Origin of the sequence: Haloarcula hispanica ATCC 33960, assembly GCF_000223905.1 — an archaeon.
Lineage (GTDB): Archaea > Halobacteriota > Halobacteria > Halobacteriales > Haloarculaceae > Haloarcula > Haloarcula hispanica.
The window spans coordinates 2,949,123-2,972,615 of record NC_015948.1 but is presented as its reverse complement, the minus strand read 5'-3'; the positions used below and the strand labels follow the sequence as shown (position 1 = coordinate 2,972,615).

The following is a 23,493-nucleotide window of genomic DNA, read 5'->3' as shown; positions in this document are numbered from 1 at the left end:
AATGAGCGACGGCGAGGACCACGAGACGGCGGACGCGGACCACGCGGCCACAGCGGGCGACGCCGACCGAAGCGGCGAGACGGTCGTCCGCCGCGACCGCTTCGCGGGCGGGCCCGCCCGGTCGTTCCTCTCCTCGCTGTCCGACGACGAGCGCATCTTCGCGGCCGACTTGGCCGTCGACCGCGCCCACGTCGTGATGTTGGCCGAACAGGAGATCATCGACCGCGAGACGGCCGGCGACGTGCTGGCCGCGCTGGCGGACGTGGAGGACGCGGGCCATGACGCGCTACCCGACGGCGAGGACGTACACGAGGCGATAGAGAGCGCCGTCATCGAGCGCGTCGGCCCGGACGGCGGGAAGATGCACACTGCCCGTTCGCGCAACGACGAGGTGGCGGCCTGCATCCGCTACCGCCTGCGCGAAGACGTTCTGGACCTCGTCGAGACCGTCGTCGGTGCCCGCGAGCAACTCATCGACGTGGCTCGCGCCGAACGGGAGACGGTGATGCCCGGCTACACGCATCTCCAGCCTGCCCAGCCGACCACGGTCGCCCACTGGGTGCTGTCCTACGAGCAGGCGCTCCAGCGCGACACCGCGCGCCTGCTGGACGCCTACGAGCGCGTCAACCAGAACCCGCTCGGGTCGGCCGCGTTCGCCGGGACGCCCTTCGACGTGGACCGCGAGCGCACGGCCGAGTTGCTCGGGTTCGAGGGCGTCGCCGAGAATTCGATGGATGCCTCGGCGACGCGGGATTTCCTCGTCGAGACGACCAGCGCTGTCGCGACGCTGGCGACGAACCTGTCGGGGCTGTCCGAGGACGTGGTCGTGATGGCGAGCAAGGGCCACGTCACCCTCGACGACGACTACGCCTCGACCTCCTCGATCATGCCCCAGAAGAAGAACCCCGACACGCTGGAGCTGGTCCGCGGTCGGACGGGTGACGCCGTCGCCGGGCTGAACGGCCTGCTGACCAATCTGAAGGGCCAGCCCCGGGCGTACAACCGCGACCTGCAGCGCGCCGGTCGCCACGCTTGGGACGCCATCGACAGCGTCACCGAGAGCGTGGCAGTCGCCGCGGGCGCGGTCGCAACCGCTGACTGGCCTGCCGAGACGCTCGAAGCCGCAGCCACTGATGGCTTTGCGACGGCGACTGGCGTGGCGGACTTGCTGGCGATGGCCGGTGTGCCGTTCCGCACGGCCCACGAGGTCGTTGCCGAGGCCGCCGCCGGTCTGGGGTCCGAGGAAGACGCGCCCGACTACGAGGCACTGTCGGCCGTCGCCGAGGACGTGCTGGGCGAGCCTCTGTCAGCCTACGTCGACCGCGACGCGCTGGAGGACGCACTTGACCCAGCGGAAAGTGTCGCGATGCGGGACTCTCGCGGTGGCCCGGCCCCCGACGCCGTCGCCGAGCAGGTGTCGGTAGCCGAAGACGCACTCGCCGCCGACAGCGAGGCACTGACTGACCGCTGGCAAGCGGTTTCACAGGCGGCTGACCGCCGCCAGACGGAGGTGGACCGATATGTCTGACCGACCACCGTCCCCTCGCGGGACAATTATACCATACTTCTGATACACGATTCGGAAACGTGGCGGATTTGGAGCTTTGATACGATTAGAAGGCAGTATATCTTGTTAAACTATTCTGATATGTTCGAAGGCTTTAAGTGGATCCCTGTCACAGGATGAACTACAATGGCAGAATGCATCGAGTGCGGGGCGGACGTGTCCCTGCACGACAACCTCGAAGTCGGAGAGATCGTTGACTGTGCCACCTGCGGTGCCGAACTGGAAGTCGTTGGCGCCGACCCTGTCGAGCTCGACAGCGCACCCGAGCTCGAAGAGGACTGGGGTGAGTGAGGTGTTCGCGGTGGCGCGGCGCTCGGCGCCGTACGTGACCGTGGCGCTCGACGCCGCGAGCCGCGAACCCACGGAGGACTCAGTATGAAAGTCGGACTCCTCTACTCGCGCATCCGCCGGGACGAGAAGCTCCTGCTGTCGGAACTGCGCGAGCGCGACCACGAGATCGAGAAGATAGACGTTCGCAAACAGCAGTTCAACATCCATGAGGCCCCCGAGGCCTTCGAGGACCTGGACCTCGTCGTCGACCGCTGTCTGGCGACCAGCCGCAGCGTCTACGCGACGAAGTTCGCGAAGGCCTACGGCGTCCCCGTGGTCAACGGCCCCGAGGTCGCCGACACCTGCGCGGACAAGGTCAACAACAGCCTCGCGCTGGAGGCCGCGGGCGTGCCGACGCCGAACACCGACGTGGCGTTCACGAAGGACGCCGCGCTGGAATCCATCGAGAAGTTCGGCTACCCCTGCGTCCTCAAGCCGGTCGTCGGCTCCTGGGGTCGCCTGATGGCGAAGATCGACTCCCGCTCGGCCGCCGAGGCCATCCTCGAACACAAGGAGACGCTCGGCCACTACGAGCACAAGATCTTCTACGTCCAGGAGTTCGTCGACAAGCCCGGCCGCGACATGCGCGTGCTGGCCGTCGACGGCGAGCCCATCGCGGCGATGGTCCGCTCCTCGGACCACTGGCTCACCAACGCCGCCAAGGGCGCAGAGACCGCCGAGTTCGAACTGGACGACCGCGCACTGGAACTGGTCGAGAAGGCCTCCGACGCGGTCGGTGGCGGCCTGCTCGGTATCGACCTGATGGAGGTCGGTGTCGAAGAGGGAGGCGAGGCCGACCAGCGGGAGGCCTCGGGACAGGCGAGCGGCGACGAGCCGCGAGCGCGCGAGTTCGAGGACTACACGGTCCACGAGGTCAACCACACCGTCGAGTTCAAGGCCTTGAACGAGGTCACCGACGTGGACGTGCCCGCGAAGGTCGTCGACTGGCTCGAACAGAAAGCGGCGACCGAGACTGACGCCGAGGTGACAGCATGACGTACACCGCGAGTGTCGTCGGCGGCTCCGGATTCACCGGCGGGGAACTGCTTCGCATCCTCGACGGTCACCCCGAGTTCGAACTGGCACAGGCGACCAGCCGCTCGAAGGAGAACAAGACTATCGGGCACTCGCACCCGAACCTTCGCCACTCGGACCTGCGCTTCTCCTCGCCGTCGGACCTGGAGTCGGTTGACGTGCTGTTCGCCGCGACGCCCCACGGCGTCTCGATGGAACAGATCGACGCGTTCCAGGAGGCGGCCGGCACTGTCGTCGACCTCTCGGCGGACTTCCGGCTCGATTCGGAGGCCCAGTACGACGAGTGGTACGACGGCCACACACGCCCGGAACTGCTTGACCAGAGCGAGTACGCGCTACCGGAACTCAACCGCGACAACCTCGCGGGCGCGGACCTCATCGCCTCCGGCGGCTGCAACGCCACGGCGACCATCCTGGGCCTGCTCCCGCTGTTCGAGGCCGACATCCTCTCCGGCGACGAGCAGGTCGTCGTCGACGTGAAGGTCGGGTCAAGCGAGGGCGGAGCCGGCGGCGGCGAGGCATCCTCGCATCCGGAGCGCTCGGGCGTCGTCCGTCCGTACGCGCCGACGGGACACCGCCACGAGGCCGAGATCCAGCAGTTCCTCGGCATCGACGTGTCCTTCACCGTCCACGCGGTGGACATGATTCGCGGCGCGAGCGCGACCTGTCACGTCTTCCCCGAGGGCCCGGTCTCGAAAGGCGACCTCTGGGGAGCCTACCGCGGCGAGTACGAGGACGAACCGTTCGTCGAACTCGTCGCGGGCGGCGGTGGCGTCTACCGCTACCCCGAACCCAAGTCGGTCGCGGGGACGAACCGCGCCGAGGTCGGCTTCGAACTCGACCCCGGCAACAAACGACTGGTCGTGTTTTCGGCCATCGACAACATGATGAAAGGGTCGGCGGGCCAGGCCGTTCACGCGGCCAACGTCGCCCTCGGCATCGAAGAGACGGCGGGGCTGGAGTTCCAGGGGCTCCACCCCGTCGGCGCACCGTAACCCCTGACCTGAGTTCTTATGACAGTCGTTATCAAAGTCGGTGGCGCTCGCGCGGTCGACCCTGCGGGGGCGCTTGCGGACGTGGCATCGTTAGTGGCCGATGGTGAGCGGGTCGTCGTGGTTCACGGCGGCTCCACCAAAGTCGACGAGACGCTCGAACGGCTCGGCGTCGAGCCCGAATACGTCGAGACGCCGTCGGGCGTCGTCGGTCGGTTCACCGACGAGACCACGATGGAGGTGTTCGAGATGGCCTTCGGTCACCTGAACACCCAGCTCGTCGCGGGCCTCCAGAGCGAGGGCGTCGATGCGGTCGGGCTCACCGGCGTCGACGGCAAACTGCTCTACGGACCGCGGAAGTCCGCAGTGCGGGTCGTCGAGGACGGCAAGAAGAAGATTCGCCGTGGCGACCACTCGGGCACGATCAAGCAGGTCAACGGCGACCTGCTGGAGACCTTGCTCGGCGATGGGTACACGCCGGTGGCTGGGCCACCCATGGCGGGAGACGATGACGGTGAGGTAATTCCAGTGAATACCGACGCCGATCGCTCGGCGGCGGCCATCGCCGGCGAACTCGATGCGCAGTTGGTGCTCCTCACTGATGTCGAGGGCGTTTACGCGGACCCCGATGACCCGTCGACGCTCATCGAATCGGTCGAGACGGCAAGCGACTGGGACGCTCTTGAAGACGCTGCAGAGGGATTCATGGGCCGGAAAATCATGGCCGCCGAGGAGGCGCTCGACGGCGGCGCATCGGAGGTCGTGGTGGCAGACGCCAACGCCGAGTCACCGATTCTCTCGGCGCTTGACGGCGGCGGAACCCACGTTCACGCGAGCGCACTCGAACAGGACACAGACCAGACAGCGACGGAGGAACAATGAGCGGATTCGTTTTCAACGAGAAACCTATCCAGATCGAACGTGGCGACGGTGCCTACGTCTACGACGACAGCGGCACAGAGTATCTAGACATGGGCGCGTCCTACGCCTGTGTCCCGCTGGGACACGGCCACCCGGCGGTCCAGAGCGCCGTCAGCGAGCAGCTAGAGAAGATCACGTACGTCCAGGCGTCGTACCCGAACGCCGAGCGGACGGCGCTGTACGACCTGCTCGCCGACACCGCACCGGACCCCATCGACAAGACCTGGCTCTGTAACTCCGGGACCGAGGCCAACGAGGCCGCGCTGAAGTTCGCCCGGTCGGCGACGGGGGACTCCAAGATCGTCGCGACGATGCAGGGCTTCCACGGCCGGACGATGGGCGCGCTGGCGACGACGTGGAAGAACAAGTACAAGAAGCCCTACGAGCCGCTCATCGGCGACGTGGAGTTCGTCCCCTACGACGACAGCGAGGCGCTCGACGAGGCCGTCGACGAGGACACCGCCGCGTTCATCGTCGAACCCGTCCAGGGCGAGGGCGGTATCAACCCGGCCTCGGACGGCTACCTCGAAGCCGCGCGGGAGATAACCGAAGACGCTGGCGCGGCGCTCATCTTCGACGAAGTCCAGACCGGAATCGGCCGGACGGGCGCGCTGTGGAACTCCCAGCGAGCCGCCGTCGCACCCGATATGATAACCGCGGCGAAGGGGCTCGGCAACGGCCTTCCCGTCGGCGCGACGCTGTGCCGGGACTGGATCGCCGAGGACTACGGCTCCCACGCCTCGACGTTCTCGGGCGGCCCGGTCATCTCGGCGGCCGCCGGCGCGACCGTCTCGACCGTCCTCGAAGACGACCTTCCCGAACACGCCGCCACGATGGGCGATTACCTCCAGACGGAACTGGAAGCGGCCATCGGCGACGACGTGCGGGACATCCGCGGCGAGGGTCTGATGATCGGCGTCGAGGTCGGCCGCGGCGCGAACGCGGCCCTGAAGGAACTCGCGCTGAACCACCAAGTGCTCGCGCTGCCGGCCGGCCGCACGGTCGTCCGCCTGCTTCCGCCGTTGACCATCGACGAGTCCCACGCCGACGCCGTCGTCGACGCGATGGCGGAGGTGGTGGGATGAGCGAAGCCGCGAGCCGCGAGGCCGACACGGAGGCCCGCGACCTGCTGGAAGCAATCGTTCGCACGCCGTCGGTGTCCCGCGACGAGGAAGCCGCGGCCGAACAGCTGGTCGAGTTCTTCGAGGCCCACGACCGCGAGGTGTCTCTCGACGAGGTCGGCAACGTCCGCGCGCCAGCCGATGACGGCGTCTTGCTCACTTCCCACATCGACACCGTGCCGGGTGACATCCCGGTTCGCGTCGAGGAAACCGACGAGGGCGACGTGCTGTGGGGCCGTGGCAGCGTCGACGCGAAGGGGCCGCTGTGTGCGATGGCCGTCGCGGCCGTCCGCACCGGGGCCTCCTTCGTCGGCGTCGTCGGCGAGGAAGTCGACTCGAAGGGCGCTCGCCATCTGGTCGAGGACCGTGAGACAGCACCCGGTGCCGTCGTCAACGGCGAGCCCTCCGGCTGGGAGGGTATCACGCTGGGCTACCGCGGCCTGCTGGCCGGGACCTACGTCGCCACCAGCGAGTCCGGCCACTCCTCGCGCCCGGAGAACAACGCCATTCAGGACGCCATCGACTGGTGGTCGGCGGTCGACGACGAGTTCGAGACCGACGAGTGGCACCCCGTCTTCGAACGCGTCACCTGCAAGCCCGTCGACTTCAAGGGCGGCACGTCCAGCGACGGGCTGAGCGTCGAAGCGACGATGGACGTCCAACTGCGGGTTCCGCCGGAGTACAGCACCGACGAGATCCGGGAGATTGCCGACGGATTCCTGGAGAACGGCACGGTCAACTGGGACGACAAGGTCGAGCCGGTGATGCAGAGCCCCCGGACCAGCGCCGCCCGGGCGTTCCGGGCCGCGATCAGGAAGCAGGGCGGCGAGCCCACGCTGCTTCGCAAGACCGGCACCAGCGACATGAACGTCTACGCGAAGGCGTGGGACTGTCCGATGGTGACCTACGGGCCTGGCGACTCCGACCTCGATCACGCACCGAACGAGCACCTCCCGCTCGACGAATACGACCGCTCCGTCGCGGTGCTGGAAACCGCGACCGAACGCCTGCTGGAGGACTGACATGGACATACTCGACGTCGACGACCTCACGACCGACGAACTGGCGACCGTCCTCGACCGCGCCGCGGCCATCAAGGCCGATCACGGCGAGGGGAGTCCGAGCGACCTGCTGGACCAGCAGACGCTCGGCATGATATTCGAGAAGCCGTCGACCCGGACCCGGGTCTCCTTCGAGACGGGGATGACGCAACTGGGCGGCCACGCCGTGTTCCTCGGTCCCGACGACATCCACCTGGGCCACGGCGAACCGGTCAAGGACACCGCCCGCGCGCTCGGGCGCTACGTCGATTTCATCATGGCCCGCGTGTTCGACCACGCGGACGCCGAGGAGTTGGCCGAATACGCCGAGGTCCCGGTCATCAACGGGCTGACCGACGACGCCCACCCCTGCCAGACGCTCGCCGACCTGCTGACCATCCGCGAGCGGTTCGGCGACTTCGAGGACGTCTCCGTCGCGTGGGTCGGCGACGGCAACAACGTTTGCCAGTCCTTCGTCATCGGCGCGGCGATGGTCGGACTGGACCTTACTGTCGCCACCCCGGAGGGCTACGGCATCTCCGATGACGTGGCCGACCGCGCCGCCGCCTTCGGCAACGCGCCCGAGACGACCCACGACCCCGAGGCCGCCGTCGCCGACGCCGACGTGGTGTACTCCGACGTGTGGGTCAGCATGGGCCAGGAGGACCAGCGCGGCCAGAAACTCGAAGACTTCGAGGGCTTCCAGATCACGACGGACCTGCTCGAAGATCGGCCGTTCATGCACTGCCTGCCCGCCCACCGCGGCGAGGAGGTCACCGACGACGCCATCGAGTCGGACAACGCCATCGTCTGGGCGCAGGCAGAGAACCGCCTGCACGCCCAGAAAGGACTTCTGGTGTGGCTGTCTGAGCAGGCGTAGACCCGTCCCGAGCGGGAAAACGTGGCCTAGAGAAACACCGACGAGGCCCGCTTGACGAAGTCAACTGGATCTGACCTGAGCTGATCGACGTACCTGAGCGGGTCGGATTTGACGGCCTCGATGGACATCCGGCCGTTTCTGGCGACGCGGGTCAGATACCCTTGCTGGAGCATCCGGTTTTGCTCCTTGCTGTAGACGGGTTTGTTCGTCTGCATAGCGATCGTTCGGGCCTGGGAGTGTGAGCTCTCGATGAACAGCTTGGCGTCCGAAGACCCGTACACCTCGGCCTTGTACTCGCCGTGGTTGCCCGCGGCGACCCGCGTAGCCTTGTCCGGGTACTGCATCATCACCAGCTCGTCGTACTCGATTCCGTGCTTGTCGAGCCAGTCGGCAGTCTCGCTGCGATACTTCTCCAGTCGGCAGGTGACGATCTGCCCGATTTCCACCGAGGGAACACAGATCGGGTCGACGGTCGTGATGAACTCCCGGTACTTCGCCCCGTCGTCGTTCTCTTCGGGCGTGGGGTCACGACAGAGAATGCCGTCCAGATCGACGCAGGACTTCCCGAGGAAGTCGTGGTGCATCATGTTCCACTCGAATACCCTCGGGAACGGCAGGGTCTGGGCGTAGGTATCGACGAACCGCTCGGACCCCTCGTCCACGTACACAGCGCCGTAGTACACGTCCGCGGACAGATCAAACCCGTCAATGGTCGACTGCGCATCGGTCATTTCGCTCCCGGTGTAGACGGTGTCGTCGACGACCAGTATCGTCGAGAACTCCGTGAGGTCGAACTCACCGTCGTACCGTTCTCCCGTCTGTAGGAGTCTGCCCTCCCGCAACCCGTCGATATCCGTCATCGGGAGATTGAGATGCAGCGAAAGTAAGTTTGACACTAGCATCCCGCTTCTGGGTATTCCGACGATCAGATCCAGGTCGTCTGGTAGATCGACGATCCACTCCTGCGTATCAGCACTGAGGTGGTCGAAACTCCTGTAGTTCATTGGTTTCTGGGATCGGGAAGTATTAGCATCCTCGTCGTAGCTCGGACACCACGAGGAGAAATGCGCTTACTTCTTTTTAAAGTGACATTAGTCAGTGAGTATTAATGCTTTTGATATGTACTCCGACGAGACATTCTTATGCGGATATAGGTGATCTGTGGCAGCACTGGTTCGTATGAGGACAATCTCCACCCGAAACAGCACCCTTTTCGATAGGTTTGGTACTGTTTTACACAGTACTAGTTGCTGTTGGAATCCTGCTAGCTGGTCCCTCTAGCTGAAACAGTAACTAGACCTATATCTTCGACAACTGTTCACAGGGGTCTGTTTCCCGAGCCGCTGCCGACAGCTCGGAACCGGATGGAAGCGGACAGCGACGATTCCGTCGCGGTGAGGTTGAGGTAACGACCCAGTTTATCCGGGTTGGAATACTACAGAGGGGTATGTCTGTCAACCCCTCTCCGGACCAGTTCCACGAGCTGATGGTCGACGACGAACCGACCCTCTCGGACGTGATGGCCTGTGTTTTCGGCGTTCAGGAACACGAAGTACGGACGTACCAGACATTGCTTGAGACTCCTGCAAGCACTGTCGAGGAACTCGCTGATGAACTCGGTCGGGACCGCTCGAACGTCAACCGGTCGCTGTCGACGCTCCGCGAGAAGGGGCTCGCGACGCGGAAACGACGGTTGCTCGACGGCGGCGGCCACGTATACCAGTACACCGCGACACCCCTGTCTGAGGCCCGCGAGTTGATGCACAAGACACTCGATGAGTGGACTGCCGCGGTCCATCACCGTATCGACGAGTTCGACGCCTCGCCCGAAGCGTAACGCTGCGCTCACGTCCCGCAACCGTCCGACTTTTGCCCGGTGGGAGCATGGTCCCGACAATGGCTGACCTGCAACTCACCGACGACGTGCCGCCGGTTGCCGACGACGGCGTCTGGCTGGCCTGCATCGAGTGTGGTGAGACGTTCGCTCCCTTCGACGCGATTCGCTACACCTGCGACGACTGTGACGGCCTGCTTGAAGTCCGCTACGACGACCTGCCGACCTTCGACGAGTTCGATGGCTCGGGGGTCTGGCGGTACAACGCTGCCCTGCCCTTCGAAGAGGGTGTCACGCTCCCCGAGGGTGACACGCCGCTGCACGAGATGCCGCGCCTGAAAGACGACATCGGCGTGGACGCGCTCCGCGTGAAACACGAGGGGATGAACCCCACTGGCTCGTTCAAGGACCGCGGCATGACCGTCGGTGTCCGGGTCGCCCAAGAGGTCGGCGTCGACCGACTGGCCTGTGCCTCGACGGGCAACACGTCTGCGGCACTGGCGGCTTACGGCGCTCGCGGCGGGATGGAGACGCTCGTGCTCCTGCCTGCCGGGAAGGTCGCAGCCGGCAAAATCGCACAGGCGAGCCTCCATCGCGCGCGCATCCTCGAAGTCGACGGCAACTTCGACCAGTGTCTCGACATCGTGCAGGACCTCGCACAGCGCGGTGAGGCGTACCTGCTGAACTCCCTGAACCCCTTCCGCCTGGAAGGCCAGAAGACCATCGGGCTGGAGATCATGGAGGAGTTCTACGCCGACCACGGCGAGTACCCGGACCGCATCGTCCTGCCGGTCGGCAACGCCGGCAACACCGCGGCGCTGTACAAGTGCTTCCGCGAACTCGTCAAGGCCGGCGCAATCACCGAGGAGCAGGTGCCCAAACTCACCGGCGTGCAGGCAGAGGGTGCCGCTCCGATGGTCGAGGCTATCGAGAATGGATACGAGGACACCCGCCGCTGGGAGGACGTCGAGACCCGCGCGACCGCCATCCGCATCGGCAATCCGGTCAACGCGCCGAAGGCGCTGCCGGGCATCCGGGAGACCGGCGGCACCGCCGTCGCTGTCTCTGACGAAGAGATCACCGAAGCGCAGCGCGACATCGCCGGGGAAGGCGTCGGCGTCGAACCGGCTTCCGCGGCCTCCGTCGCCGGCCTCCGGAAACTCCGGCGCGAGGGCGAGGTCGATAGCGACGAGTCGGTCGTCTGCCTGACCACGGGCCACCTGCTCAAAGACCCCGAGGCGGCCGCTGAGGCCGGGAACGAGCCGGAGCCGGTCGAAAACAGCACCGAAGCCGTGCTGGACCTCATCGAAGAACCGTCGTCGGTCGCCCAGACGGTTCGGCGACAGGCGTCGAAGGCCGCCGACGCGCCGCTGGTCCCGGCGCTGGTCGCCAGCGGTCTCGGTGTCGCGTATCTCTACCGCAAACTCCGCTCGAAGAAGTAACGTCGGCGAACGGGCCGCCAACGGCGAGGCCCTGCCCGACTTTCTGGTCGAAAACTGACTGCGCTGGCTCTTTACTCAGTATTTTCCGTCTTCTACCCAGTAGAAATATCTATCTTCCCCGGGAACAGCCAACCAATGGACGCACAGACGCGAAGTGCAGTACGACTGAGCGCTGCCGTCGAACCGTCGATTGCGTTGCGGATGCCACCAGCGCGGGTGAGACTGTGACGGGCGTCTACGAGCGGGCGCTGGGCGAGGCCGCGGCCGACCTCCATCCGAAGGTCCGCGACCGGTACAGCCTCGGCCCGGACGACGGGACGGTCTGTGTCGGTCGCGGCGAGATGGATATTACCCGCGGGACGCTGGTCCTCCCGGCGCTGTACGCGATGACGACCCAGAACATGCTGTTTCCCGAAGCCGGCGAGGACGTGCCGTTCTCGGTGACGACGGTGGCCTACACGACGGACGGCGGTCACGAGGCGATGACGACCCGCCGCGCCTTCGACTTCGGCGACACCACCCGCCTGTTCGACTCGCTGACCGTCTGGGACGCCGAGGCCGAGCGACTGCTCGACTTTCTGGGGACACACGGCCGGATCGCCAGCGAACTCCACCCGCGGGTCGAGGACGGGGCGCTCGTGGTCGCCGGCGGCCGACAGTGGGCCCGCCTGGGCAACCACTACGTTCCCCTGCCGGGACCGCTTGCCGCCGACGTGGAGGTCCGGGACCGCTACGACGAGACCGACGAACGCTACCACGTCACCGCGACTGTCGAGAACGACCTCGTGGGCCACATGCTCGGCTACCGCGGGACGTTCACGCAGGACCAGACTGCCAGCGACGGGACGCCCGACGAGCTACGCATCGTCCGCGGGCTCGACCGGCTCCCGCCGCGATGAGCGACCGCGCCGGCGGGTCCCGGCAGCCAGCACTCGGCAGTGTCGCCAAGCCGTCTATCCGGGGCATCGCCGTGGCGGACCTGAGCGCGGTGCTTGGTGCGGTGGTCTGGCTGGCGATGACGGTCACAGGCGAACTGGCCGCTATCGAACGGGCGCTCGCCCTCGCGCCGCTTGTGCTGGTCCCGCTCGCCCTCCGCACGGCGGTGACCGGAGCGTTCGAGGCACCTGTCAGTCGGCTCACGACCACAGCCATCTGGCTCCAGCCGGTCGGTGCACTCCTGTTTGCGGTATCGCTGGTCGTTCCGTCACCAGCACTGCTGGCCGCCGCGCTCGCAACGCCGTGGCTTGCGGTCACCGGCCTCCTCGGACTCGCCGCGCTCGCACGGATCCGGGTTCGAAGCGGCCTGACGCTCCCGGAGACGGCTATCGACGCCGGCTTCGCCTACGTCTCAGTTGGCGCGGTCGCGCTCCTGCTGGCCCATCTCGACCTGACGTTCTGGTTCGACCGCGTCATCATTCGGCTGACGGCGGTCCATTTCCACTACGCCGGGTTCGTCCTCCCGGTCGCGGCGGGACTGACCGGCCGACACCTCGGTGACCGCTCGCGGGGATTCCGCACCGTTGCGGGTGTCATCCTCGTCGGCCCGGCACTCATCGCGGTCGGCATCGCCTTCTCGCCGCTGGTGGAGGTCGTCGCAGTGAGTCTCTTCACCGTCGCCGTCGCGGCCTTCGGCGTCGTGGTCCTGCGTCGCGTCGTCCCCACCTGCTCTCGACCGCAGAGGCTCTTGCTCGGCATTTCGGCCGTGGCGCTCCCGATCTCGATGGCGCTTGCGCTCGGCTACGGGGTGTCGACGTTCACCGGCCGCTCGCTGGGTCTGACGATTTCGACGATGGTCGCGCTCCACGGCTCGCTCAACGCCTTCGGGTTCGGGCTGTGTGCGACGCTCGGGTGGCGGCTCTCGGTCCAGTGACGCCGGTCAGTGCTCCGCTCGCTCCGGCTCTAACCGGTAGCGCGTCGTCTCCTGTCCGTCGAACCGGGGGCCGTTTCCGGTCGAGGTGAACCCAACCGCCTCGACGGCGGCCCGGACTGCTGATTCGTCTTCCGGCAGCAGTAGCTCCACGGACATGTGTTCCCGGCGCGCGAACTCAATAGGGTCGGTCAGGAGTACTTCGCAGGCGTCGCTCGACCCGGCCAGTTGCGTTACGTGGACGGTCCCACGCTCGGCGTCGAAGCTCACGAACCCCACGATGTCGTCGTCCTCTTCGGCCACGCGGACGGTGCGGTCGTGAACGAGGTTCTGCATCACGTCCGGCGGCCCGTCAGCGAGGGCGGCCAGTCGCTCGGCGTCGTCCTCGATAGCGTCGCGGATATCCATGCATATGTGTGGGAACCCCACGCAAATAAACGGTGTGTCGGACGCTTCGGGTCGCGTTCGCTTCCGTAGCAGTAGGTCGTCACGCGACGGACTCTGTCGGGTCCTGCCGACAGTGCGGTGTGGAAACAGATGGACACAGTTATCCCGAGCGACGGATAACGCGAGGGCAATGACTCACGTACACATGGACACGGTGGTAGCATGCGCGTAGTCGCCAAGTTCGGTGGGACGAGCCTCGGCAGCGGCGACCGCATCAACCGGGCCGCTGACTCGATTGCTGCGGCCGTCCAGCAGGGCCACGAGGTCGCGGTCGTCGCCTCGGCGATGGGCAACACGACCGACGAACTGCTCGACGAGATCAACTACGACGCCGACTCCGCGGACCGCGCCGAAATCGTCTCGATGGGCGAACGGACCTCCGTTCGGATGCTCAAGGGCGCACTCGCCGCCCGCGGTATCGAGGCCGTCTTCCTCGAACCCGGCAGCGAGGACTGGCCGATCATCACCGACGAGTACGGCGAGGTCGACGTCGAGGAGACACAGAAGCGTGCCCACGCGCTGGCCGGCCAGCTCAAGGACGTCGTCCCGGTCATCACCGGCTTCCTCGCCGAAGATTATCAGGGCAACGTGACGACGCTCGGCCGCGGCGGCTCCGACACCAGCGCCGTGATGATGGGCGACTACATGGACGCCGACGAAGTCGTCATCGTCACCGACGTCGAGGGTGTCATGACCGGGGACCCGCGTGTCGTCGAAGGCGCACGGAACGTCGGCAAAATATCCGTCGACGAACTCCGTTCGCTGTCGTTCCGCGGGGCCGAGGTGGTCGCGCCGTCGGCGCTATCATACAAGAGCGACGACCTCGGCGTTCGCGTCGTCCACTATCAGCACGGCGACCTGCTCTCCGGTGGCACGTCCATCGAGGGCGAGTTCCAGAACCTCATCGACCTGCAGGAACAGCCAATCGCCTGCGTGACCGTTGCCGGCCGCGCTATCCGGAACAGCCCGGGCATCCTCGCGGACCTGTCAGGCGCTATCGCCGACGAGGAGATAAATATCGAGGCCAACTCCTCGGGGATGGACTCGCTGACGTTCTACGTCGACGAAGACGACGCCGAGGAAGCCGAGGCGCTGCTGCACGCCCGTATCGTCGACGACGAGACGCTCTCGTCGGTCACCGTCGAGGACGATATCGCCGTCATCCGTGTCACCGGCGGCGATCCGAGCCAGTCGGCGCTCGCCCATCAGGTCGTCGAACCGCTGGCCGACGCGCACATCCACCTCTACGACGTGATTACGTCCGCGACGTCGGTCTCCGTGTTCGTCCCGTGGGAGGACCGCGAACAGGCCCTCTCGCTCGTGCAGGACGTATTCTGATCGCTGGGTACTTGTTAGTCGGTTGAGGAGGCCTGCTCGAACCGGCTCGCGGGCAGCAGGAGTTCGCTGACTTCGGGCAGGTGTTTCAGGTTGTAGACGATTTTCGCGTCGTCAGACACCGGTGCGGCGATACACGAGAGCCGAATCCCCTTTTCGGTGAGGTCCGGCGGGAGAATGTGGCTCGCCGGCGACGGCATCTCGCCGTCGACGACTGCGACGGCGCAGTTCGTACACGCGCCGCCGCGGCAAGCAAAGGGCCACGCAAAGCCGTTCTTCTCGGCCGCTTCCAGCAACGTGTCGTTCGGATCGACGTAGAACCGCCCGAAATCAGACGACCGCAAGTTCGCGTCGGCGGCTTTCTCGAACAGATCCTCGTCTTCGAGCGCCCAGCCGTGGTCCTCCAGCACCTCGAAGTTGAGAAACTCCACCAGCGGGTCGTCCGGTTCCGGCGGGGCTTGCTCAGTCTCGGACCCGGGTTCGCCCGTCGGTGACTCGTCCGGTAGCGGGTCCCCGGGCTCGTAGCCGTTCTGCAGTCGCTCGTAGGCGTCTTTGACCGCCTGGAACTCCTCCGTCGAGCCGCCCTGGTCCGGGTGGGCTTCCTTCACCCGCTCGCGGTACGCATCGACGATCTCCCCGTCGTCCGCGTCCGGCGGAATTCCGAGGACCTCGAATGGGGACTCCACACCACACGGTAGCGGTCACGGACATAAATTCCCTCCTCCCGCTGCAGTTTCTGCAGGCTGCCGGCGACAGGCGACGTACACTCCCTGTGGCTACCGGCCCTGCGTCAACCGGAAGCCGATTTGCCGCGGCAGGTCAGCGTCGGTAACCGCGTCGATGACCTCGCTCGTGTCGTAGGCCACGCGGTGCTCCTCGACAGTCAGGTCCGCGAGGTCGAGCACGGCGTAGGCTGCCCGGTGGTCCTTGTCGCGGGGCTGGCCCACGCTTCCGGGGTTCATCACGATGCCGTCCTCGTACACCTCGTGGTGCTGATGGTGTGTGTGCCCCATCACGAGTACGTCCTCGTCGCCCAGCAGGTCCGGGCCGAATTCCTCGGGGAACGTATAGTGGTCCGGGTCGTCCGGGTGGCCGTGGACGAGTTTTACCCGGCCGTCACACACGCGGCGCTCGTCGGGCAGCGCCGCCAGCCACTCGATCTGCTCGTCGGATAACTGCTCCGTGGCGTGTTCGACGCCGGCCTGGGCCATCCCGTTGAACGCGAACGGCGTCTCGGCGGCGACCGCCCTGTCGTGGTTGCCCATCACCGTCGGGACTTCTTCGGTCGGCCAGGGAACGTCTGCGGGGAGCCCGTCAGTGTGCCCCCGCATCGCGTCGACACAGTCGGCGTGCCAGGGGTTGTAGCCGACCACGTCGCCCGCACAGACCAGCCCGTCAACCGGCGGCATATCCGCAAGCACCGCCGCTAGCGCCACCCGATTGCCGTGGATATCAGAGAGGATGCCGAGTTCCATTGCTAGTGTCTACCCCCTGTGGGGTCTTGAGTGTCGGTCCTGGCTCAGTATCTGTGTCCGCTGCGTGGCCATCTGCTCACTCCCCGTTGTACACTGCCACGTCGAACTCGCCAGCCGACCCCGCGACGCCGGCCGAACAGACGGCGTGCTCGTACTCGTGGTCGTACACCTCGCGGGCCACATCGCTGGCGTCGGTCGCGGCCAGGTCGAACGCCGTCGGACTGTCCTCCTCGTAGGTCGCCACCAGCGTCGGCTCGGTGACTTCCTCGACCAGCAGCGCGTCCCGGCGGACGGTCCCGATGACCGCCCCCGGCCCGTCGGCGTTGGTCGTCGGGTCCGCCCCGTCGACGCCGACGATGCCGGCGACCCGCGGCGTGTCGTAGTCGTCCTTCTCGAAGTCGAGCGAGAGGAGCGGCTCCGCGATAGCGTCCCGTGCCGGATAGCCGAGTTCGAGCTTTTCGGCGATTGGGTCGACGTGTGAACCGTTCCCGATGACCGCGCCGCGCTCGGTGACGCGGACGCCGTTGTAGGAGATGTAGGGGTTGTCCGTCTCCGGCGCGTCTGGCGTCGGCTCGACGGTCACTGTCCCGTCGCGCTGGACTGCCTGGCGGTTGGGGAACGAGCGCGAGGAGACACGGTACGCACCGACCTCGGGACTGACGACGACAAATCGTCCAACGTACATACGCGAGTGTGCACAGCACCCCGAAAAAGCGCTGTCGATGTCTTGCCGTCTAGCGTAGGCATGACGCTATTGTTCTCCTGGCGGTGTTGTGTGGGCTGCTGACACGCTTCATGTCCGACCGAATCGCGCAACGCTTACAAAGGGGCACCCGATACTGTAGAGTGCACACAGTCCATTGGGGTAGAGGCCAATCCTGAAGCCTTCTGGGGGCTTCGACCCTGGTTCGAATCCAGGATGGACTATTTCTGTGGCGAGCAAACTCGCGAGCCGCGAAATCGTAATTACTGATTCGAACCCCGCCAGTCGCGCACAGCGAAGCGAGCACGTCTGGTTCTGGTTCGAATCCAGGATGGACTATTCTTGTCGCGAACAACCCGTGAGCGACAGTGTCGTGATTAGTGGACTCGAGCCTTGGAAGACGAGCGAAGCGAGTCTTCCACTGGTTCGAACTCATGTGGGACAGGCTTGACACACATCTGGCAAGCGCCGGCTTGCCCGTGGCTACTTGTAGCTTCCTGCCAGAGAGAACATATGGCACCGACGCACGTCCTCGTCCCGCTGGACGGCTCACCGCTGGCTGACGAGGCGCTGACGTACGCGCTGGAGACGTTCGACTGTCGGATTACGGTCCTGAACGTCGTCGCGCCGCTCGATACCGGGATGAGCGAAGGCGGGATGCTCGAACCGGACGAGGACCGCCGGGCGGCGGCCGACGAGCGGGCCGCGAATCTCGTCGACCGGGCGTCACAGCAGGCCAACGAAGTCGGCCGGCAGGTCGAGACAGCCGTCGAGACCGGTGATCCAGCCGAAACGATTCTGGACTACGTCGAGGAGGTCGACGTGGACCAGGTAGTGATGGGTGGTCACAGCGAGACGCGAAACGAGATCGCCAGGCGGTTGCTCGGGACCGTTGCGACGGCGGTCGTCAGCGAAGCCCCGGTGACGGTGACGGTCGTCCGGTAGTCGTCGACCCGGACAGCACGCGGGAGCTTTTCACGCTTGGCTGCCGAGGGCCGCTTCCAGAACCTGATACACGCCGTAGCCGAGCACGACGCTGGTGACGAGTGTGCTGAGCCAGAACCCGACAGTCACGCCAATTTTCCGGCGCGAGACGCCGGCGGAGCCGCCAGCCAGGCCGCCGCCGATGACCCCGGAGATGATGATGTTGTTGAACGAGATGGGGATGCCCAGCGCGATGGCGGCCTGTGCGATGATGAACCCGGGAACCAGTGCGGCGATTGAGCGCCGGACGCCCAGCTGTGCGTACTCGCGGGAGGTCGCCTGTAGCAGGCGAGGCGCGCCCATCCACGCCCCGCCGAGGATGCCCACCGCACCGAGTGCCAGCAACACGAACCCGGGCAGGCCGAGTTCGGTGCCGTAGAGGTTCTCCAGCGGGCCGGTCGCGAGGCCGACCTGACTGCCACCACTGGAGAAGGCGACGACGCTGCCGAGAACGACGAGAAAGGTCTTGATGCCCTTGTCGACGGAGGCCTGGGTCTGCCGGCGGATGTAGTAGAAGCTCCCGGCGGCGACCAGTAGCGTCGCGGCGACGGCGGCGATATCCGTTCCAGCGACCATCGCGGCGAAGCCGGCCAGCGAGCCCTGGTCAGTGCCGGTCGGCGACGGGATGATGCTCAACTGGACGTTGGCGACGATACCGCCGACGACGCCGGCGAGTAACGGGACGCCGACCGTCTCGGGGATGTCGTCCCGGCGCAACACGGTCGCGGTGAGATAGGCCAGGCTCCCCGACACTGGCGGGACGAGCAGCCAGAACGTGATGATGCGGCGGTAGGTGTCGAAGACCGGCTGACCGCCCAGCGAGAGCCCGACGCCGACCATCGCGCCCGTCGTCGCGAACGCCGCTGGAACGGGGTAGCCCGAGTAGATCCCGAACGCCATGAACCCCGTCGCGGTCAACAGGCCGGCAATGGCTGCGAGCGATGTGATGGCGACACCGTCGATGAGGCCGGCTCCGACTGTCTCGGAGATACTCCCGCCCTGGGTCAGTGCGCCCAGCGCGGCGAGGATGCCGATCATGAAGGCGGCGCGCATCGTCGAAATGGCGTTCGCGCCGATAGCCGGGGCGAAGGGCGGTGAGTTGCTGTTCGCACCGAGTGTCCAGGCTGTCACCAGCCCGGTGAGCGTCGCGAGGGCGACCAGCGCCCCGAAGACGACGGTAGTCACCGCGTGCTGGGCCCCGTCAGGGCCTGCCAGTTGCTGCTGTGTGAACGCGACCAGATTGTCATTGCCAGCCGTTCACACCCAGTACATAAAATGTCCGCGGCGTCGGTATCGACAGCCGATCGGCCCGCCTTGCCATGATTTGTCGCCGGTGTGGCTAATGTGCGACACCGAAGTCTTTAACGCCTATCGACACCGCTGGTGGGACATGTCACAGCGGAGACGCACGTTCATCAGTAGTGTTGGTACCGCAACTGCAATCGGGTTAGCCGGATGCCTCGGTGGCGATGGCGGGGACGGCGACGGAGGCGACGGCGGGGACACCGACAGCGACGGCGGGGACGGCGGCGACAGCGGCCCGGCCGCTCGTGTCGGAATGGTGTACGCGACGGGCGGGCTCGGTGACGGGTCGTTCAACGACCAGGCTCAGACCGGCGCTATCCGAGCGGCAGACGAGCTGAGTATCGAATACGACGAGTCTCAGCCGGAAGCGGTACAGGACTTCGGTAGCCTCCAGCAGCAGTACGCGCAGTCCTCGAACCCGGACTACGACCTCGTCTGCTGTATCGGCTTCCTGCAGGCGGACGCCCTTACAGAAACCGCCGAACAATACCCGGACCAGAACTTCATGATCGTCGACTCCGTCGTCGAGGCGGACAACGTCGGCTCGTACGTGTTCGGTGAGCATCAGGGCTCGTTCCTCATCGGACTGATGGCCGCGAAGCTGACCAGCCAGGACTTCTCGGCTGGAGCCGGATCCACGCAGGGTGACTCCGCGAGCGTCGGTTTCGTCGGCGGTGTCGAGGGTGACCTCATCGGTCGCTTCGAGGCCGGCTACAAAGCCGGCGTCAAGCACGCGGAGGAGGACGTCGAGGTCCAGTCGGCCTACGTCGGCGACTTCAACGACCCCTCCGGCGGACAGGAGGCGGCCCTCTCGATGTACGAATCCGGTGCTGACATCGTCTACCACGCGGCCGGTAACACCGGGACCGGCGTGTTCCGTGCGGCCCAGGAGGCGGGGCGCTTCGCAGTCGGCGTCGACCGCGACCAGTCGGTCACGAAAGCGGACTTCAGCGACGTCATCCTCGCGAGTATGGTCAAACGCGTCGACAACGCGGTGTACACGTCGGTCGAATCCGTCGTCAACGACAACTTCGAGGGCGGTGCCGTGAACACGCTCGGTCTCGAACAGAACGGTGTCGAAGCGGTGTACGGCCAGCAGCTCGGCTCGGAGATCCCACAGGGCGTCAAAGACGAGGTGTCCGAGGTCCGCCAGAGTATCATCGACGGCGACATCAGCGTTCCGACTGACCCCGACAACGCCTGAGACGGATCGTTAAAGCGATTTGCCGATCTGTTCCGCCCCCGCGGTCGGAATTATCCGAAAATAATATACAACAATCCGTCCGAGTCACCGCGGCCACACACGCGGTTGCCGCATATTTTTGCCAGACATGTGGAACCGTGAAGTTAAAACAACGGGAAGGTAACGGCTCAGAGTATGGAACAGGCCGTCCACCTCGATGGTATTACAAAGCGGTTTCCGGGGGTAGTCGCGAATGACGACGTCGATCTGGCGGTTGAGAAGGGGACGGTTCACGCACTGCTCGGCGAGAACGGTGCGGGAAAAACCACCCTGATGAACGTCCTCTACGGGCTCTACCAGCCCACCGAGGGGACGGTCAACGTGCACGGCGAGACACAGCAGTTCGACTCGCCACGCGACGCCATCGACGAGGGTGTCGGTATGATCCACCAGCACTTCATGCTGGTCGATCCGATGACCGTCACCGAAAACATCACGCTTGGGAACGAGCCCCGCAAGTGGCTTGGACTCACGGTTGACAGCGAACAGTCCCGAGAACAGGTCCGTGAACTGTCCGAGCGATACGGGTTCGACGTGGACCCCGACGCCCGCATCGAAGACGTCGGCGTCGGCGTCCAGCAGCGCGTCGAGATCCTCAAAGCGCTCTACCGCGGCGCAGACGTCCTGATTCTGGACGAACCGACGGCAGTACTCACGCCACAGGAAGTCGAGGACCTCTTTCGCGTGCTCGAAGAGCTGACCGACCAGGGCAAGACGATTATCTTCATCACGCACAAGCTCGGCGAGGCGATGGAGGCTGCCGACGAAATCACCGTCCTGCGCGAGGGGAAAAACGTCGGGACGGTGCCCGCCGACGATATTACTCGGGAGGAACTGGCCGAGATGATGGTCGGCCGAGAGGTGCTGCTGGATCTCGACCGGGAGCCCGCCGAGCCGGGCCGGTCTATTCTTGCGGTTTCGGACCTCGTCGTGGAGGACGACCGGGGTGTCCGCGCAGTCGACGGGATTTCGCTCGAGGTCCGGGCCGGCGAGGTACTCGGTATCGCCGGCGTCGACGGGAACGGCCAGTCGGAACTGGTCGAGGCAATTACCGGGCTCCAAATGCCTGACGAGGGGACGATTACCTACGACGGCGTCGACCGGACCACCGACAGCCGCCGGGAGCGCATCGAGGCCGGGCTGGCCTACATCCCGGAAGACCGACAGGAGCGGGGACTGGTGATGGACTTCGACCTCGTCGAGAACGGCCTGCTAGGGAGCCAGCACGCGGCCGACTACACCTCGAAGGGGCGCATCGACTGGAACCACACGCGCGACCACGCGGAGGAGATAATCGAAGAGTACGACGTTCGGCCGCCGGATGCCAACGCCCACGCCAAGTCCCTCTCCGGCGGGAACCAGCAGAAGTTCGTCGTCGGCCGGGAGTTCGCCCGGGACCCGCGTCTCGTCGTCGCCTCCCACCCCACCCGCGGCGTGGACGTAGGGTCGATGGAGTTCATCCACGATCAGATCAACGCGCTCCGCGAAGCGGGCCGGGCCGTGTTGCTCATCTCCTCGAACCTCGACGAGGTCCAGTCGCTCTCGGACCGTCTCGCCGTCGTCTACGAGGGCGAGATCGTCGACATCGTCGACCCCGAGCGCGTGACCGAGGAACAGCTCGGACTGCTGATGGCCGGGCAGCAACCTGACGCCGTCCCGACCATTGCGGCGAACGGGGAGGGTCACCAATGAGCGACGACGGCCCGTCGCGGAACGGCGACGACCCGCCGGCACCGGCCTCGGACGACCGGTGGTCACAGTACCGGCAGCGACTCATCAGGCTGGGCCAGACCTCCGTCGGCGAGCGGATTCTCATCGCCGTCTCGGCGCTGTTGCTCTCTCTCGTCGTCGGGACGGTCATCGTCACCGCTGCGGGACTGATGGCGACGTGTCGGTCGCCGGTACTTTCCTTTGGTTCCACGACGCTGTGCTACGACCCGTTCTACGTGTTCAACCGCCTGTTCCTCGGCGCATTGGGTGACCCCTTCACGGGCGGCTGGTCGCCGCTGAACGCGCAGTTCGCGGCGACGCTTCGGGAGACGACGATTCTGGTGTTCACCGGACTCTCGGTCGCCTTAGCCTTCCGTGCGGGCATCTTCAACATCGGGACGCAGGGCCAGCTCATCATCGGCGCGCTGGCGGCCGCACTGACGGTGTTGTGGGCCGGCTCGCTGGTCTCCGGAACAATCGCCCTCGTTCTGTTCATCCCGCTCGGGCTGCTCGCCGGCGCAATCGGTGGCGGCCTCTACGGTGCGATACCCGGCGCGTTGAAAGCTTACGCCGACGCGAACGAGGTAATTACCACTATCATGCTCAACTTCGTCGCTGTCCGGGTCTCGCTGTATCTCGTCCGGAACCACTTCGCCGACCCGACGAGCCAGGCGACACAGACCCGAACACTGCCCGTCGAGGGACAGTTCCCCTCGATCCTGTTCGACCCGCGGACGGACTTCTCCTTGCTCGCGCTCCTGATTGCGCTCCTGTTCGTCGGCGGCGTCTACTACCTGCTCGAACACACGGCCTTCGGCTACGACCTGCGGACCGCCGGCATCCAGCCCGCGGCCGCGGAGTACGGCGGTGTCGACTCCGCCCGGACCATCCTGACGTCGCTGACGCTGTCCGGTGCACTCGGTGGTATCGGCGGGGCCGTGTTCGTGATGATGACGCTCGGGAAGTTCCAGACTGGCATCCCGAGCTACGGCTTCGACGGGATCACCGTCTCCATCCTCGCCGGCAACAACCCCATCGGGGCCGTCTTCGCCGCGCTCCTGTTCGGCGTCCTCAAGTCCGGTTCGAACGTGGTGGCGTTCGCGACTAACGTGCCGCCACAGCTGGTCGGTGTCCTGCGCGGGCTCATCATCCTGTTCGTCGCGATGCCGGAGTTCTTCCGTATCATCGGTCGGCGGCTCGCAAGGGGACAGCGCGACAGACAGGCCACCGCGACCGCGGGAGGTGGTGCCGATGACTAACGA

The 23,493-nt window shown here is 65.9% G+C and carries 23 protein-coding genes; 17 read left to right on the top strand and 6 right to left on the bottom strand.

The window, feature by feature from the left end:
- Nucleotide 1: 1 nt before the first annotated feature.
- The 8 genes from argH (at nt 2) to argF (ending at nt 7,886) form a co-directional block, all read left to right on the top strand.
- A complete protein-coding gene (gene argH, locus HAH_RS15025) occupies nt 2-1,528 on the top strand; it encodes an argininosuccinate lyase (RefSeq protein WP_014041689.1) in 1,527 nt (508 codons plus the stop codon).
- Nucleotides 1,529-1,693: 165 nt separating this feature from the next.
- A complete protein-coding gene (gene lysW, locus HAH_RS15020; RefSeq protein ID WP_004959888.1) occupies nt 1,694-1,858 on the top strand; it encodes a lysine biosynthesis protein LysW in 165 nt (54 codons plus the stop codon).
- Nucleotides 1,859-1,942: 84 nt separating this feature from the next.
- Nucleotides 1,943-2,893: a RimK family alpha-L-glutamate ligase gene (locus HAH_RS15015; RefSeq protein WP_014041688.1), complete on the top strand. Its 951-nt coding sequence runs from the start codon at nt 1,943-1,945 to the stop codon at nt 2,891-2,893.
- Nucleotides 2,890-3,927 (top strand): N-acetyl-gamma-glutamyl-phosphate reductase, encoded by a 1,038-nt coding sequence (gene argC / locus HAH_RS15010; RefSeq protein WP_014041687.1) that lies wholly within the window; start codon nt 2,890-2,892, stop codon nt 3,925-3,927. Before HAH_RS15015 ends, argC begins: the two co-directional genes overlap by 4 nt.
- 18 nt (nt 3,928-3,945) lie before the next feature.
- Nucleotides 3,946-4,806, top strand: coding sequence for an acetylglutamate/acetylaminoadipate kinase (locus tag HAH_RS15005; RefSeq protein ID WP_014041686.1), 861 nt, complete (start codon nt 3,946-3,948; stop codon nt 4,804-4,806).
- Entirely contained in the window at nt 4,803-5,930 is a 1,128-nt protein-coding gene (locus HAH_RS15000) for an aspartate aminotransferase family protein (RefSeq protein WP_014041685.1), read from the top strand. The genes HAH_RS15005 and HAH_RS15000 overlap by 4 nt, the downstream gene beginning before the upstream one ends.
- Nucleotides 5,927-6,988, top strand: coding sequence for a [LysW]-lysine hydrolase (locus HAH_RS14995; RefSeq protein WP_014041684.1), 1,062 nt, complete (start codon nt 5,927-5,929; stop codon nt 6,986-6,988). The genes HAH_RS15000 and HAH_RS14995 overlap by 4 nt, the downstream gene beginning before the upstream one ends.
- A 1-nt stretch (nt 6,989) precedes the next feature.
- Nucleotides 6,990-7,886, top strand: a complete 897-nt coding sequence (gene argF / locus HAH_RS14990) for an ornithine carbamoyltransferase (protein ID WP_014041683.1) — start codon at nt 6,990-6,992, stop codon at nt 7,884-7,886.
- Nucleotides 7,887-7,912: 26 nt separating this feature from the next.
- Here the strand turns inward: argF and HAH_RS14985 are convergent, their stop codons facing one another.
- Nucleotides 7,913-8,890 carry an orotate phosphoribosyltransferase gene (locus HAH_RS14985; RefSeq protein WP_014041682.1) on the bottom strand — a complete coding sequence of 326 codons (978 nt, stop codon included), beginning with the start codon at nt 8,888-8,890 and terminating at the stop codon, nt 7,913-7,915.
- Nucleotides 8,891-9,333: 443 nt separating this feature from the next.
- Between HAH_RS14985 and HAH_RS14980 the strand changes: the two genes are divergently transcribed.
- The 4 genes from HAH_RS14980 (at nt 9,334) to HAH_RS14965 (ending at nt 13,032) form a co-directional block, all read left to right on the top strand.
- Complete coding sequence (locus HAH_RS14980) at nt 9,334-9,723, top strand: helix-turn-helix domain-containing protein (protein ID WP_014041681.1); 390 nt, start codon at nt 9,334-9,336, stop codon at nt 9,721-9,723.
- 47 nt (nt 9,724-9,770) lie between these two features.
- Nucleotides 9,771-11,162, top strand: a complete 1,392-nt coding sequence (thrC, locus tag HAH_RS14975) for a threonine synthase (RefSeq protein WP_014041680.1) — start codon at nt 9,771-9,773, stop codon at nt 11,160-11,162.
- A gap of 224 nt (nt 11,163-11,386) precedes the next feature.
- Nucleotides 11,387-12,061, top strand: coding sequence for a DUF4166 domain-containing protein (locus tag HAH_RS14970; RefSeq protein ID WP_014041679.1), 675 nt, complete (start codon nt 11,387-11,389; stop codon nt 12,059-12,061).
- Nucleotides 12,058-13,032 carry a YndJ family protein gene (locus tag HAH_RS14965; RefSeq protein ID WP_014041678.1) on the top strand — a complete coding sequence of 325 codons (975 nt, stop codon included), beginning with the start codon at nt 12,058-12,060 and terminating at the stop codon, nt 13,030-13,032. Before HAH_RS14970 ends, HAH_RS14965 begins: the two co-directional genes overlap by 4 nt.
- Nucleotides 13,033-13,038: 6 nt before the next feature.
- Here HAH_RS14965 and HAH_RS14960 read toward each other — a convergent pair whose 3' ends face one another.
- Nucleotides 13,039-13,437, bottom strand: coding sequence for a GNAT family N-acetyltransferase (locus HAH_RS14960; RefSeq protein ID WP_014041677.1), 399 nt, complete (start codon nt 13,435-13,437; stop codon nt 13,039-13,041).
- A gap of 201 nt (nt 13,438-13,638) precedes the next feature.
- On the opposite strand from HAH_RS14960, the gene HAH_RS14955 reads away from it, so the two are divergent.
- Complete coding sequence (locus HAH_RS14955; protein ID WP_014041676.1) at nt 13,639-14,814, top strand: aspartate kinase; 1,176 nt, start codon at nt 13,639-13,641, stop codon at nt 14,812-14,814.
- 14 nt (nt 14,815-14,828) lie between these two features.
- On the opposite strand, the gene fer is transcribed toward HAH_RS14955, so the two are convergent.
- The 3 genes from fer to HAH_RS14940 form a co-directional block, all read right to left on the bottom strand.
- Nucleotides 14,829-15,497, bottom strand: a complete 669-nt coding sequence (gene fer / locus HAH_RS14950; protein WP_014041675.1) for a ferredoxin Fer — start codon at nt 15,495-15,497, stop codon at nt 14,829-14,831.
- A gap of 90 nt (nt 15,498-15,587) precedes the next feature.
- Nucleotides 15,588-16,286 (bottom strand): metallophosphoesterase family protein, encoded by a 699-nt coding sequence (locus HAH_RS14945; protein ID WP_014041674.1) that lies wholly within the window; start codon nt 16,284-16,286, stop codon nt 15,588-15,590.
- 76 nt (nt 16,287-16,362) lie between these two features.
- Nucleotides 16,363-16,971: an IMP cyclohydrolase gene (locus HAH_RS14940; RefSeq protein WP_014041673.1), complete on the bottom strand. Its 609-nt coding sequence runs from the start codon at nt 16,969-16,971 to the stop codon at nt 16,363-16,365.
- 531 nt (nt 16,972-17,502) lie between these two features.
- Between HAH_RS14940 and HAH_RS14930 the strand changes: the two genes are divergently transcribed.
- Nucleotides 17,503-17,934 (top strand): universal stress protein, encoded by a 432-nt coding sequence (locus tag HAH_RS14930; RefSeq protein WP_014041672.1) that lies wholly within the window; start codon nt 17,503-17,505, stop codon nt 17,932-17,934.
- A 30-nt stretch (nt 17,935-17,964) separates the two neighbouring features.
- On the opposite strand, the gene HAH_RS14925 is transcribed toward HAH_RS14930, so the two are convergent.
- Nucleotides 17,965-19,158 carry an inorganic phosphate transporter gene (locus HAH_RS14925; RefSeq protein ID WP_014041671.1) on the bottom strand — a complete coding sequence of 398 codons (1,194 nt, stop codon included), beginning with the start codon at nt 19,156-19,158 and terminating at the stop codon, nt 17,965-17,967.
- Nucleotides 19,159-19,315: 157 nt separating this feature from the next.
- Here HAH_RS14925 and HAH_RS14920 point away from each other — a divergent pair, with 157 nt between their 5' ends.
- The 3 genes from HAH_RS14920 (at nt 19,316) to HAH_RS14910 (ending at nt 23,490) form a co-directional block, all read left to right on the top strand.
- A complete protein-coding gene (locus HAH_RS14920) occupies nt 19,316-20,482 on the top strand; it encodes a BMP family lipoprotein (RefSeq protein ID WP_079891628.1) in 1,167 nt (388 codons plus the stop codon).
- A gap of 174 nt (nt 20,483-20,656) precedes the next feature.
- The gene (locus HAH_RS14915; RefSeq protein WP_014041669.1) at nt 20,657-22,213 is read left to right on the top strand and encodes an ABC transporter ATP-binding protein; all 1,557 of its coding nucleotides are present in this window, start codon (nt 20,657-20,659) and stop codon (nt 22,211-22,213) included.
- Nucleotides 22,210-23,490, top strand: coding sequence for an ABC transporter permease (locus HAH_RS14910; protein ID WP_014041668.1), 1,281 nt, complete (start codon nt 22,210-22,212; stop codon nt 23,488-23,490). Before HAH_RS14915 ends, HAH_RS14910 begins: the two co-directional genes overlap by 4 nt.
- Nucleotides 23,491-23,493 lie beyond the last annotated feature (3 nt).